The organism is Salarchaeum sp. JOR-1 (assembly GCF_007833275.1).
Lineage (GTDB): Archaea > Halobacteriota > Halobacteria > Halobacteriales > Halobacteriaceae > Salarchaeum.
The window spans coordinates 365639-379111 of the sequence record NZ_CP042241.1; the positions used below are offsets into that span (position 1 = coordinate 365639).

The 13473-nt window shown below is 65.8% G+C and carries 13 protein-coding genes; 7 read left to right on the forward strand and 6 right to left on the reverse strand.

The features are described from left to right. The first annotated feature begins 30 nt into the window (after positions 1–30). Together lhgO and FQU85_RS02865 are read left to right on the forward strand one after the other, a co-directional pair. Positions 31–1233 carry an L-2-hydroxyglutarate oxidase gene (gene lhgO, locus FQU85_RS02860; RefSeq protein ID WP_145844042.1) on the forward strand — a complete coding sequence of 401 codons (1203 nt, stop codon included), beginning with the start codon at positions 31–33 and terminating at the stop codon, positions 1231–1233. Between the two features lie 32 nt (positions 1234–1265). Continuing rightward, complete coding sequence (locus tag FQU85_RS02865) at positions 1266–2282, forward strand: mannonate dehydratase (protein ID WP_145844043.1); 1017 nt, start codon at positions 1266–1268, stop codon at positions 2280–2282. A 9-nt stretch (positions 2283–2291) separates the two neighbouring features. Here the strand turns inward: FQU85_RS02865 and FQU85_RS02870 are convergent, their stop codons facing one another. Together FQU85_RS02870 and FQU85_RS02875 are read right to left on the reverse strand one after the other, a co-directional pair. After that, a complete protein-coding gene (locus FQU85_RS02870; protein ID WP_145844044.1) occupies positions 2292–3503 on the reverse strand; it encodes a mandelate racemase/muconate lactonizing enzyme family protein in 1212 nt (403 codons plus the stop codon). Beyond that, complete coding sequence (locus tag FQU85_RS02875; RefSeq protein WP_145844045.1) at positions 3500–4606, reverse strand: mandelate racemase/muconate lactonizing enzyme family protein; 1107 nt, start codon at positions 4604–4606, stop codon at positions 3500–3502. The genes FQU85_RS02870 and FQU85_RS02875 overlap by 4 nt, the downstream gene beginning before the upstream one ends. Positions 4607–4715: 109 nt before the next feature. Between FQU85_RS02875 and FQU85_RS02880 the strand changes: the two genes are divergently transcribed. The 4 genes from FQU85_RS02880 (at position 4716) to FQU85_RS02895 (ending at position 8606) form a co-directional block, all read left to right on the forward strand. Next, positions 4716–5165, forward strand: coding sequence for a universal stress protein (locus tag FQU85_RS02880; protein WP_145844046.1), 450 nt, complete (start codon positions 4716–4718; stop codon positions 5163–5165). Positions 5166–5272: 107 nt separating this feature from the next. After that, complete coding sequence (locus FQU85_RS02885) at positions 5273–6316, forward strand: TAXI family TRAP transporter solute-binding subunit (RefSeq protein ID WP_145844047.1); 1044 nt, start codon at positions 5273–5275, stop codon at positions 6314–6316. Between the two features lie 74 nt (positions 6317–6390). Beyond that, positions 6391–8385, forward strand: coding sequence for a TRAP transporter fused permease subunit (locus FQU85_RS02890; protein ID WP_145844048.1), 1995 nt, complete (start codon positions 6391–6393; stop codon positions 8383–8385). Beyond that, entirely contained in the window at positions 8382–8606 is a 225-nt protein-coding gene (locus FQU85_RS02895; protein WP_145844049.1) for a hypothetical protein, read from the forward strand. The genes FQU85_RS02890 and FQU85_RS02895 overlap by 4 nt, the downstream gene beginning before the upstream one ends. Positions 8607–8622: 16 nt before the next feature. Here FQU85_RS02895 and FQU85_RS02900 read toward each other — a convergent pair whose 3' ends face one another. The 4 genes from FQU85_RS02900 to FQU85_RS02915 form a co-directional block, all read right to left on the reverse strand. After that, positions 8623–10077, reverse strand: coding sequence for an acetyl-CoA hydrolase/transferase C-terminal domain-containing protein (locus tag FQU85_RS02900; RefSeq protein ID WP_206022061.1), 1455 nt, complete (start codon positions 10075–10077; stop codon positions 8623–8625). 74 nt (positions 10078–10151) lie between these two features. Next, a complete protein-coding gene (locus tag FQU85_RS02905; protein WP_145844050.1) occupies positions 10152–11312 on the reverse strand; it encodes an acyl-CoA dehydrogenase family protein in 1161 nt (386 codons plus the stop codon). Continuing rightward, positions 11312–11791: a hypothetical protein gene (locus FQU85_RS02910; protein WP_145844051.1), complete on the reverse strand. Its 480-nt coding sequence runs from the start codon at positions 11789–11791 to the stop codon at positions 11312–11314. Before FQU85_RS02910 ends, FQU85_RS02905 begins: the two co-directional genes overlap by 1 nt. Before the next feature lie 47 nt (positions 11792–11838). Further along, positions 11839–12585: a pirin family protein gene (locus tag FQU85_RS02915; RefSeq protein ID WP_145844052.1), complete on the reverse strand. Its 747-nt coding sequence runs from the start codon at positions 12583–12585 to the stop codon at positions 11839–11841. Between the two features lie 201 nt (positions 12586–12786). Between FQU85_RS02915 and sod the strand changes: the two genes are divergently transcribed. Beyond that, on the forward strand, positions 12787–13389 hold the full coding sequence (sod, locus tag FQU85_RS02920; RefSeq protein ID WP_145844053.1) for a superoxide dismutase: 603 nt from the start codon (positions 12787–12789) through the stop codon (positions 13387–13389). The last annotated feature ends 84 nt before the right edge of the window (positions 13390–13473 follow it).

The following is a 13473-nucleotide window of genomic DNA, read 5'->3' on the forward strand; positions in this document are numbered from 1 at the left end:
CCAAAACCCGGGGCGGAGAAGGCCTACGTGATGACGACGCACGACGTGGCAATCGTCGGCGGCGGCTGTGTCGGGCTGTCGGTCGCGAAGCACCTCGCGGAGCGCACCGACCTCGACGTCGCCGTCCTGGAGAAGGAGTACCACCTCGCGGAACACCAGTCCGGCCGGAACTCGGGCGTCCTCCACCCCGGATTCAACTATCCGCCGGAGTCCGAGAAGGCGCGGTTCGCGACCGAGGGCACGCGGCGGATGAAGGAGTACTGCGCGGAGCACGACGTCCCCTGCGAGGAACTCGGCGTGCTCGTCGTCGCGACGGACGACAGCGAGGAAGCCAGGCTCGACGACCTCGCGGCGCAGGCGGAGGCGAACGGCGTCGAGTACGAGCTGCTCGACTCCCAGGAGGAGATTCGGGAGTACGAGCCGCACGCGGTCGGGCAGGCCGCGCTCCGCGCGCCAGAAGCGGCGTCCGTCGACTCCCAGCAGTACGTGTACACGCTCGGCCGCGAAGTCCAGCGTGAGGGCGTGACGCTCTACCTCGGCCACGAGGTTACGGGCGTCCGCGAGACGAGCGAGGGCTACCGGCTCGCCACGTCGAACAGCGACATCGACGCGGACGTGCTCGTGAACGCCGCGGGCCTGCACGCGGACACGCTCGCCCACCAGCTCGGCGTCGGCGAACAGTACCAGGTCGTGCCGTTCCGCGGCGAGTACTACGAGGTCACGCCCGACCGCGCGGAGCTGTGTCAGTCGATGATCTACCCGACGCCCGACCCCGACCTCCCCTTTCTCGGCGTGCACTACACGCGGCGCTCGGACGGGAAGGTCATCGTCGGGCCGAACGCCGTGCTCGCGTTCGGCCGCGAGGCCTACGAGAACACGGACTTCGACCTCGCCGACCTGAAGGAGACGCTGACCTACGACGGGTTCTGGAAGCTCATCGCCGACCCGATGATGCTCGGGGTGGCGTGGGACGAACTCAACAAGTCCTACCGGAAGGAGAAGTTCGCGGCGGCCTCCCAGAAGCTCGTGCCCGAGATTCGGGAGCGCGACCTGAACAAGAGCTACGCCGGCATCCGCGCCCAGCTCGTGAGCGACGACGGCGACCTCGTGAAGGACCCGCTGTTCGTGGAGACACAGGACGCCGTACACATCCTGAACGCCGTCTCCCCGGGTCTCACGTCCTCGCTCCCGTTCGGCGACCACATCGCGGGGCTGGTCGAGGAGAAACTCTAGGGTTAAGTAACGACCCGTGGTTGGGGGTGACAATGACATCGGAGTTCCCGGACGAGATGCGGGTCGCCATCGGCACGTACAAACCCGCGACCGACGACTTCCTGCGGTTCGCCGCCCAGCTCGGCGTCGACGACATCCTCCTCACGCCCCACCGCCACCCCGGCTTCGAGTCCGCGCTCCCGCTCGGCGAGGCGTGGAGCGAGGACGCCCTCGCGGAACTGAAGTCGCGCGCGAACGGCGCCGACCTCCGGCTGTACGCCGTCGAGAAGATGCCCGTCCCGCTCTACGAGATACTCCTGACGGACGACGCCGACGAGCGCGCCGAACTCACGGGCATCATCACCGAGACCATCACGAACATGGGCGCGGCCGGCGTGCCCGTCCTCGGGTACAGCGGCCACCCGCCCGACGGCGCGGTGCGCACCACGCGCGAACACCCCGTGCGGGGCGGCGCGCTCGCGTCCGCCTACGACGTGGACGACCTCCACGAGCTCGACCGGGACGACGACGTCGAACGCGACGTCTCGGAGGACCTGATGTGGGAGCGCTACGAGGCGTTCCTGCACGAGGTCGTGCCGATCGCGGAGGACGCGGGCGTGACGCTCGGCGTCCACCCCAGCGACCCCCCGGTCGAACGCCTGTTCGGGATTCCCCTCCTCTTCCGGAACCGCGAGAACTTCGAGCGCGCGCTCGACATCCATCCCAGCGACAACCACGGCCTCAAACTCGGGATGGGGTGCTGGTCCGAGATGGGCGAAGACCTCGTGGACGTCGTCGAGCACTTCGGCGGCGACCAGATCGTGTACGCGCACTTCCGGGACGTCGTCGGCACGGTTCCGCGGTTCCACGAGACGTTCGTGGACGACCCCGCGGGGAACTTCGACGAGTACGAGGTCGTCGAGGCGCTCGACCGCGTCGGGTTCGGCGGCGTGATGACGCCCGACCACGTCCCCCTGATGGAGGGTGAGTCCGACTGGGAGTTCGGGAGCACGCTCGGGCGCTCCTACACCGTCGGCTACCTCAAGGGAATGCTGAAATCGCTCGAATAGAGACGTGGTTTAGAACGCGGTCGTGCCGTCGAGGGCGTGTGCTTCGACCACGGACTCGTCCAGTTCGATGCCGAGCCCTGGTTCTTCCGGTACCTCGATGTAGCCGTCCTCGATGAGGTCGCCGCCGGTGTGGAGGTCGTCCCACCAGTCGACTTCGAGCGCGTGGAACTCGAGCACGTCGAAGTTCGGCATCGCGGCGGCGAGGTGGACGCACGCCATCGTGCCGACGGGACTGCAGACGTTGTGCGGCGAGACCGGCATGTAGTTCTCCTCCGCGCGGTCGGCGACCCGCAGGGTCTCCGCGAGGCCGCCGACCGTGGTCGGGTCGGGCGTGAGCACGTCGACGCCGTGGTCGTAGATGAGGTCGGTGAGCTCGAACACCCGGAAGCGGTTCTCGCCGGTGGCGACCGGCGTGCGGGTGGCTTTCGTCACCTCGGTCTGCGCGTCCATGTTCTCCGGGGGGACGAGATCTTCGAGCCACATCAGGTCGAACGCCTCCAGTTCGTACGCGAGGCGCTTCGCGCTCTCCACGGAGTAGTCCCAGTGGCAGTCGAACGCGAGGTCGACGTCGTATCCGATCTCGTCGCGGACTGCGGCGACGATGTCGCGCTTCTCTCGAATCGCCGTGTTGGAGAGGCGGCCGTTGTAGGGATCCGGTTCGTTGTCCCGGGGGAGGTCGAGGTCGAACTTCAGCGCGCTGAATCCCATGTCCACGACGCGGCGGGCTTCGGCGGCGTACGCCTCCGGGGAGTACGCGTCGGCCTCGGCGTACGCGGTCGCGCCGTCCTCCACGGCGTACGCCTCGCCGGCGTGACAGTCGCAGTACATCCGGATTTCGTCGCGGTACTTCGAGCCGAGGAGCTGGTAGACCGGGAGGTCGAGGAGTTTCCCGGCCGCGTCCCAGAGCGCTACCTCGATACCGGAGGCGGCGGTGACGACCTTGCCCGTGGTGCCGCCGTGGCCGCTCATCTCCTGGAAGATGTAGCGGGTGAGGCGTTCCACGTCGAGCGGGTTCTCGCCGACGAGGAAGCGCTTCGTGTACTCGATTATCTCGGGGACGCCGCCGCCCCGGTAGGACTCCCCGATGCCGGTGACGCCGGCGTCGGTCTCGATTTTGACGAGGTTCCACTCGAAGTTCCCCTCGACGACCGCGGTCGTGATGTCCGTGATTTCCACGTCACGGACGGCAGGCCGCGTGGTCCGGAGGGAGTAGTCCCTCATAGGCGGTACTCCGCGAGGGCGTCCTTGTCGAGCGGCACGCCGTGGCCGGGCTGGTCGGGGAGCGGAATCATGCCGTCGTCGTCTGGCGCGAGCGGTTCCTCGACCACGTCGTCGAACACCTTCACGTCCATGTCCCGATAGAAGTACTCGATCCAGAGGCCGTTCTCGATCGCGCCGAGGAGGCTGGCGTGGATGTTCCAGTTGTAGTGGGGGGCGATGGGGACGTCGTAGGCGGACGCGTAGTGCGCTATCTTCAGCCACTCCGTGATGCCGCCGCAGACGGTCACGTCGGGCTGGAGGATGGTCGCCGCGCCGGAGTCGACGAGGTTCGCGAACTGGTGGCGGGTGCCCTCGAGTTCGCCGGTGGCGACCGGGTAGGAGAGCGCGTCGTTCACCTCGGCCATCGTGTCCACGCGGTCAATCATCACCGGTTCCTCGATGAAGTAGGGGTCGTAGGGTTCGAACGCGCGGCACGCGCGCACGGCTTCCGTGGTGTTCGGGTAGACGCCGTTCCCGTCGAGGAGCAGCGTCACGTCGTCGCCGATTTCGTCGCGAACGGCGGCGACGCGGGCTTCCTCCTCCTGCACGGACTTCCGGCCGACTTTCATCTTCACCACGTCGTGGCCCTTGTCGAGGTACCGCCGCATCTCGGCGCGCAGGCCCTCGTGGCCCTTCTCGTCGCGGTAGTAGCCGCCGCTCCCGTACGAGGGGACGGCGTCCGCGTGTCCGCCGAGGAGCTTGTAGAGGGGTTCGCCGGCCGCTTTGGCCTTCACGTCCCAGAGCGCGATGTCGACGGTGGAGATGGCGCGGAGGAAGAGGCCGTGGCGGCCGATCTGGACGTTCCCGTCGTACATCTCGTGCCAGAGGCGCTCGGTGTCGCGGGGATCCTCGCCGACGAGCAGGGGTTCGAGGAGGTCGTTGACGGCGTCGGCGATGAGGCCCGCGCCGTCGTAGCCGAGGGAGTACCCGACGCCCTCGTGGCCCTCGTCCGTCCGGACGTACGTGATGGCGTGGTCGCGGTAGGTGAGGGTTCGGTTAGAGAACGATACCGGGGTTTCCAGTGGAATCTGTATCGGGAAGGATTCCACTTCGGTTATCTGCATACGTCGACCGGACTCCACCCGGACAAAGAGACGCGTATCACGGCAAGGGTTGCCGTCTGAGCCGCGGAGCCACCGAATCTTTATACCGAGTGGGGCGAGTGCTCTCCGTATGTACGAAGTGTTGCTGCCGGTCGGTGAGAGCGAAGCGCGCGCGAAACAGGCGGCGGACGTCGTGACCGACTTCCCGAGCGCGGCCGAGGAGATTTCGGTTGTTGTGCTGAACGTGTTCGAGGACTTCGAGGTGTCGGGCGAGGCGGGTCACGTCTCCTCGGACAGCGCGTTCGAGGGCGAGATATCGGACGCCCACGGGGAGAGCTTCCCGTCGAGCGTCGACGCCGCCGTAGACCATCTAGAGGACGCCGGTGTCGAGGTGTCCAAGCGCCGCGAGGAGGGCGAGGCGGCGGAGGTCGTACCAGCCGTCGCGGAGGAGTTGGACGTGGATAATATCGTGATGAGCGCCCGTAAGCGCAGCCCTACCGGGAAGCTCCTGTTCGGGAGTACGACGCAGGCGACGATGCTCTCCGTTGACCGTCCGGTGACGGTCATAACGAGCGAATAGATACTATTTAAACATAACTAATTATCACCCTATTAGGCCCTGTACGCGTCACTAATAGTCTGAAAGGAACAGATTATTATATATGGTTGTGAGTGTTACGGACGACTATGTCGAATGATGGCATGAAACGGCGGGAGTTTCTGTATGGGACAGCAGCGATGGGCGCACTCGGACTTGCCGGGTGTACGAGCGGGGGCGACGGCAGCGGGGATATGACGCTTCGCGTCGGCACGTCTGCCGGCGGTACGAAGAACGTCGGCCTCGCGGTCGAGCAGGCCGCGTCGAACCACAGTGACAGCCTCGACTACGCGACGATCGAAAGCCCCGGCTACATCGGCACCATCCGCCGGATGGATCAGGGCCAGTTCAACTCCGGTATCACGGACAACAACTCGCTCCTCAAGGCGCTCGAAGGCCGCGGCACGTTCTCCGAGCAGCCGGTGGACAGCATCCCGTGGTACGGCTTCTACGCCTTCCCGTACAGCATCTACATCATCGCGCGTGACGGCACGAACATCGAGACGTTCGACGACCTCGCCGGCAAGAACGTCTACCCCGCAGAGCCCGGGTACTCGACGCGCGCGACGACGCTCGACGTCTGGTCGCAGCCGCCGACCGAGGACGTCTTCAACGAGATGAGCATCGTCGACCTCAGCGTCGAGGACGCCCCCGGCGCGATGGAGGAAGGCGAAATCGACGCGTGTATCGCGTACGGGACGCCCGGCGCGGGCTACACGGGCTGGGTCACCCAGATCGCCTCCCGAATCGACGTCCACTACGTCGAGCCGACGGACGCCCTCAAGCAATCCGCGGAGAACTACGGCGGTGCGGGTACGTCCACCATCTCCTACGAGAACTGGACGATGGGCAACGCGGACATCGGCACGAACGAAGTGTTCACGTGGGACCTCGAAGTGAACTACACGTTCAACCCGACAGCGAGCGACGACGCCGTCTACGAACTCTGCCGGATCGTCGAGGAGTTCAACCAGAGCATCAACGAGACGGAGCCGCAGTTCAACAACTTCCAGACGACGAGCGACATGCTCACCTCCGCACGTGCACAAATCCCGGTTCACCCGGGCGCGGCACAGTACTTCAAGGACAACGACGCGTGGAACGACGACCTCGAAGTCGCCTCGCGGGACTGAATCCCTAACCGACGCGCGGGCCGACCGCGCATTTTCGCGATTCAGCCGCATTCACGAGACTACCAACACTACACATGAGTACGCAATCGAGTCAAACCTCACCTACCACAATCGTCAACCGCGGGCTCGACGTTTCAGTCACAGTAAGCGCGCTGTTGTTCTGGGCGATCGTCCTGTACCGGTCGTACACGGAAGGCTTTCTTCCGTCCACGGTTCAGTACGGCGTCGTCTTCGTCGGCGGGATCATGACGGTCTACGCGTTGAACGAGACGAAGGAAGCGGTCGAGGAACGGGACTGGATAGACGGCATCGTCCTCCTTCCGTCCTCGATCATCCTCATCAGCGCCGCCGTCTTCTTCGCCACGAACTTCGAGCTCGTCTACCTCCAGCAGCAGGGCTACGCGACCGAGCACCAGTACATGCTCGCGCGCCTTATCATCCTCTCAATCCTCTACCTCACGTGGCGCGAGTTCGGGAACCTCTTCCTCGGGCTCGTCGGCGGGATGATACTGTACGGGCTGTACGGCAACTACATCGCGGACAGCCTCATCATCAGCCACGGCGGCATGGATCAGCTCACGCTCCTGCAGACCCTCGTGACCGACCTCGGCGGGTTCTACGGGAGCCTGACGCAGCTCACCGCGTCCTGGATCGCGCCGTTCCTCCTGTACGCGGGCCTCCTGTTCGCGTACGGCGCGTTCGACCTCATCCTTCGCGTGGCGATCCAGTCGGCGCAGTACATCGAGTCCGGCGTCGCGCAGACCGCCGTGCTCGCGTCCGCAATCATCGGTTCGATCAACGGCTCGTACACCGCGAACGCCGCGATGACCGGGTCGTTCAGCATCCCGACGATGAAGGAGTCCGGAATGGCCGGTCACCGCGCCGCCGCTATCGAAGCGGTCGCGTCCACGTCCGGCCAGGTGCTGCCGCCGGTCATGGGCGCGTCCGCGTTCATCATGGCGTCGACGCTCCAGACCGGCTACATCAACATCGTCGTCGCCGGCCTCGTCCCGGCCGCCATCCTGGTCGCGTGTATCAGCATCGCCGTCCACTACACGGCGATCAGCGACCAGAGCACCCAGAACATGGACTTCGAGAACTTCTTCGACGACGCGCTCACGACGACTGACAAGGTCATCGAGACCGTTCGGTTCGGCGTGCCGTTCCTCGTCCTCATCGGCCTGCTCGGCGTCCTCCAGTACACGGTGACGACGTCCGCGATGTGGACAATCTTCTCGATGGTCGGGTTCGGCGTCTTCCTCCCGGTCGTGCGCTCCGCGATTACCGGGGACTCGCCCGGAAAGGAGTTCGCGAATCAGTTCTGGAACACCGTGCACGGCTTCCGTCGCGGCGCGGTGATCCTCGCTCCGATCGCCATCATCCTCGTCGCCGTCAGCGGCGTCGTCGGCATCCTCCAGGTGACCGGCGTCCCGAGCAAGATGGCGATCATGATCATGGGCATCTCGGGCGGCGTGCTGCTCTTCGCCGTCCTGCTCGCGATGGCCGTGAGCATCCTGATGGGCGTCGGCATGCCCACCGCGGCGGCGTACGTCATCGTCTCCGTGCTCATCGCACCGGCGCTGACGAACAACTTCGACATCCCCCAGATCGCCTCGCACTACACGGTGTTCTACGCGGCCATCCTCGCGGGAATCACGCCACCGGTCGCGACCGCGGCCGTCGTCGCGGCCGGTATCGCGGAGGCGAACTTCTGGCGGACGTGCGGCTCGGCCATCAAGATCTCCGCGCCGCTGTTCGTCCTGCCAGTCGCGTTCGCGTTCAACCCCTCGCTCGTGTCGTTCTCGCTCGGGCTGACGACCGTCTGGGTCGGCCTGCTCGTGCTGCTCGGCGCAATCGCCATCATCTACGGCCTGAACTACCCGTTCACGCTCGGGTTCTGGCAGACCATACTCGCCCGGGTCGGACTGTCCGTCCTCGGCGTCGTCGTGATGGTGTACCCGAACGACATCGTGAAGCTCGCCGGCATCGCCGTGTTCGCGGCGGTGTTCTTCGGTGAGAAGATGCTGTACGGGGACATGGAGAAGCCCACGATGGGTGATGCACAATGAGTGAACGCCGCGAAGACCCCGAAGACCAGGTCGACACGACCGACGTGGGCGGCCTCGGTGAGGTTCTCCCCGAACCCCTGAAACCGTTCTGGATGCCGATTCAGCGGATTCAGGAGTTCCGGAAGACCTGGGGGAACGCCTATACGAGCGTGCTGGAGCTCGTGCTCGGTCTCGGACTCGCCATCGGCTACGTCTGGTGGCTCGTCCTCTACCTCGGCTAAAAAACGCCGTTTCTCCTTACTGCCAGTTCGCGGCGCGCTCCACGTCCATCGGGATGTGAGCGTCCTGCGTCTTCACGTCCTCGAGGTAGTCGCGGAGGTCGTCGACGAACGCGGGGTGCGCGCAGTTCTCGATGATGCGTTCAGCGCGTTCGACGGGCGCGAGGCCGCGCACGTCGGCGACGCCCTGTTCGGTGACGAACACGTCGATGTCGTGTTCGGTGTGGTCGACGTGGAACGCCATCGGCACCACGCGCGAGATCTCGCCGTCCTTGATCGTGGAGGGGAGCGCGCAGACAGAGACGAGGCTGTTCCGGTTGAAGTCCGCGCTCCCGCCGACGCCGTTTATCATGCGGCTGCCGTCGACGTGCGTGGAGTTCACGTTCCCGTAGATGTCGAACTCGATGGCGCTGTTCACGCCGACGACGCCGAACTGGTCGATGAGACCGGGGTGGTTGGAGATGTCCGCGGGCCGGAGGACGATGTCCGCGGCGTAGCGTTCCACGTCGTCGAAGAGGCGTTGCTGGCCCTCGGTGGTGAGCGCGAGCGAAGTGGCGCTCGCGGCTTCGAGGCGGCCCTCGTCAAGCATATCGAACAGGCCGTCCTGGATGAGTTCGCCGAAGTACACCACGTCGCGGCCGCCGAAGTCGAGCTCCTTCAGTTCGCCCATGAGGGCGTTCCCGAGGCTGCCGACGCCGAACTGGAGGTGGATGGACTCCTCGAAGACGGGCGAGCGCTCCATCTCCCGGGTGAGGAAGTCGCCGAGGTTCTCGGCGATGGCGAGGTCGTCCTCCGTGGGGTCGCGGAACGTGTAGGTGTCGTCGGGGCGGTCGGACTCCACGACGGCGCTGAGTTTCTCGGGGTCGAACGCGACGCGCGTGGTTCCGATGCGCTCCCCGGGGTCGGTGAGCGGAACGGGGTCGCGGTTCGGTGGCGCGTCCGGCCGGTAGACGTCGTGGAGCGCCTGCAGTTCGAGCGGCTGCGCCGAGTTGACTTCGACGACGAGTTCGTCAGCGGCCTCGACGAACGCCGGCACCTGGCCGAGGGACGTGGACGGAACGAACCAGTCCGAGCCGACCGCGACGGCCTCGACGACGCAGATGTCGGGATCGGCGATGCCGCGGTACTGCACGTCGTCGCCCATGGAGGACGCGTTCCGGTCGCTGAACGCGATGTCGCGGCGGTTCGTCGCGGCGCGCGCGACCGCCGATGACTGGTAGGTGAACCGGCGAGCGATAGCGCCCGATTCGACGAGATCGACGTCGATCTCGTCGCCGACGTTCCCGCTGGAGACGAGCGTGAGGGCGAGGTCGCGGTCGGAGTCCGCGAGCGCGAGCGGCACCAGTTTCGGGTAGCCGACGCTCCCGAACCCGCTCGTGAGCACGGTCGCGTCGGCGTCGATGTCGGCGGCGACCGAGTCGGCGTCCCGCATGGGGAGGTCGCCGTTCAGGCGGTCGGTGACGCTGTCGGTCATCGGGAACCAGACTCGGAGAAATCGTGCATGTGCGTCTGGCTACCCCGTACGCGGTCAAAAAGGCTTCCGTGCGTCTACTGGAACGCCTGAATCCCGGTGAGTTCCTGGCCGAGCACGAGCGTGTGGATGTCGTGCGTGCCCTCGTACGTGTAGACGGTTTCCATGTTCGCCATGTGCCGCATCGGCGAGTAGTCGGCGCTGATGCCGTTCCCGCCGAGCATCTCGCGGGCGACGCGGCTCATGTCGCGCGCCATCCGGACGTTGTTCCGCTTCGCCATCGAGACGTGTGCGGGTTCGAGGTCGCCGCGCTCCTTCAGGTCGGCGAGCCGGTGCGCGAGCAGCTGTGCCGTGGTGATCTGGGTCGCCTGTTCGGCGAGCTTCTGCTGCTGGAGCTGGAAGCCCGCGATGGGTTTGCCGAACTGCTCGCGGCCCTTCGCGTACTCGCGGGCCTCCTCGAAGGCGTCGCGCGCCGCGCCGATGACGCCCCAGGCGATGCCGTAGCGCGCCTGCGTGAGACACGAGAGCGGGCCCTTCATGCCTTCGACGCCGGGGAGGACGTTCTCCTCGGGGACGACCACGTCGTTCAGGCCGATTTCGCCCGTGATGGACGCGCGAAGGCTGAGCTTCTCGTCGAGCTTGTTCGTCGTCACGCCCTCGCGGTCGGTCTCGACGAGGAACCCGCGGACGGTGTCGTCGTCCGAGCGGTCTTTCGCCCACACGACGGCAACGTCGGCGATCGGCGAGTTCGTGATCCAGGTCTTCGCGCCGTTCAGCACGTACTCGTCGCCGCGCTTCTCCGCGTGCGTCTCCATCCCGGACGGGTTCGAGCCGTGCTGGGGTTCGGTGAGGCCGAAGCAGCCGACGGCTTCGCCGCGCCCCATCGCGGGCAGCCACTCTTCTTTCTGCTCGTCGCTGCCGTAGGCGTGAATCGGGTACATGACGAGGGCGCCCTGCACGCTCGCCATCGAGCGAAGCCCGGAGTCACCGGCTTCGAGCTCCTGCATGAGGAGGCCGTACGCGGTCTCGGAGACGCCGGGGAGCCCGTAGCCGTCGAGGTTCGGGGCGAAAAAGCCCATCTCGCCCATCTTCGGGATGATATCCGTGGGGAACGTACCCTCGATGAAGTGCTCGCCGATGTCCGGCTTGATCTCGGATTCGACGAAGTCGCGGGCGGTGTCCCTGATCATCCGCTCCTCTGCTGAGAGGTCTTCCTCCAGACCAACGAAGTCTAACATTACATGTAACTAGTCGAAACGACGCATAAGGATTGTGTAACCCGGCCGGAAAACCAATAAGACGGGGCGCGAAAGAGGGAATAACGTATGTCTGACGGACGAGTACGCCGGGACGCGTCGCCGTACCTCACGTCGCTCGACGGGAGCGCGGCGGAGCGCGTCACCGCGATGGAGTGGGGTCGCCACCTCGGCCGCGCGTTCGGCGCGTCCGGTGCGATTCGGACGGTGCTGGCGACGGCGTGCCAGCCCTGGCTCTCGAAGAGCCGCCACGCGAGCCGTACTTCCAGGGGTGTGTCGTCGCGGTAGCGGAGGAGGCCGGCGCGGCGCTTCGCGCGCGTGCTCACCGACCACTGCAGGTCGGAGACGTCGACGGAGAGGTCGTGGTGGGAGACGAGGTCGCGGGCGTACACGCGGACGGCGGCGAGGAGTTCGTCGTGACTGCAGGGCGGCGTGACGGCGTACCACTCGACCTCGTTCACGACGCGAGTATTGGGCGGCGCGAGTATAGAATGTAGGGTCGGATCGGTTAGAAGACGAACGGGCCCTGCTGGCGGATGGGCTGGCGGTGGGATTCGCCGGAGACAGCGACGAGTCGGAGGCCGTCGTCGGTTTCGACGTGGTAGTCGCCGCCGGTCGTAGTGGGGAACGCGTCGCCGTCCGCGAAGTCGTCGCCGTCGACAGTTCCGTCGCCGTCGACGCCGTAGAGGAAGCCGGCCCAGTCGTCGGGCACGCTCCACGTCCACTCGTCCGTGACGCGCACGTCGAGGTACTCCATGTCGGTGTGGAGGCTGAGCGGGGAGCCGTCGCCGACGACGGTCGTGACGGTCGCGCCCTCGCGTTCGTCGGTGGGGAGGTCGCTCTGATCTGCGTCCTCGTAGTCGGCGTCGATGTCCTTCTTCTCGCGCGGGAGGTTCACCCAGAGTTGGAGGCCGTTACAGGCGCCGCCGTCGGCGGGGAACTCGGAGTGTTCGATGCCGCCGCCGGTGGTGATGCGCATCGCTTCGTTCTCGTAGGCGGTGTGGCTGACGCCGAGGGAGTCCTCGTGTTCCATCCCGCCGTCTATCATGTAGGAGACGATTTCGAACCCCTTGTGCGGGTGCATCGGAAACCCCTTGTCCGGGTCGATGTAGAACCGCTCGAACAGCACGAAGGGGTCGAGGTTGTGCGGGTAGTTGTTCGTCGGGAACGCGCGGTTCGAGTTCACGCCCGTTCCGTGCTGGACGGTGTGTCCGGCGACCGGTTCGGGCCGTCGCTCGGGGTCGTCAGTAGACATACCGAAACGAACCCACCCAATACTGATAAGCATCACGTAGCCGGAAGCTAAAAAGTGATGTCTACAGAACCATTGTTTCCAGTCATCACGTATTAGGTTCTGAGGAGCCGCTGCAGCACGGTTTGAGAATTGTTGGTTTTCGTACTTGAACGCGCTACAGAGAACGTTGATACTCGTGGCGACGGTAGAATGGGACGCATTATGAGCGACTACGAACTTCCCGCGCTGCCGTACGAGTACGACGCGCTCGAACCGCACATCAGCGAGCAAGTGCTCACGTGGCATCACGACACCCACCACCAGGGCTACGTGAACGGCTGGAACAGCGCCGAAGAAACGCTCGAAGCAAACCGCGAGGACGGCGACTTCTCCAGCTCCGCGGCCGCCATCCGCAACGTCACCCACAACGGGAGCGGGCACGTGCTCCACACGCTGTTCTGGGAGTCGATGAGCCCCGAGGGCGGCGACGAGCCCGAGGGCGACCTCCGAGACCGCATCGAGGAGGACTTCGGCTCCTACGAGGCGTGGAAGGGCGAGTTCGAGGCCGCGGCGTCCGCCGCCGGCGGCTGGGCACTCCTCGTCTACGACAGCCACTCCAACCAGCTGCGTAACCTGGTGGTGGACAAGCACGACCAGGGCGCGCTCTGGGGCGCGCATCCCATCCTCGCGCTCGACGTCTGGGAGCACTCCTACTACTACGATTATGGCCCTGACCGCGGCGACTTCATCAGTAACTTCTTCGACGTCGTCGACTGGGAGGAGCCCGCGAGCCGGTTCGCGGACGCAGTCGAGCGCTTCGAATAAACGGACGCCAGTCCGCCCGCGGTGACAGTCGGCCCACGGTTGGCACCTTTTCGGAACCCCAGCCGGGTTCCACCCGTCTCGACG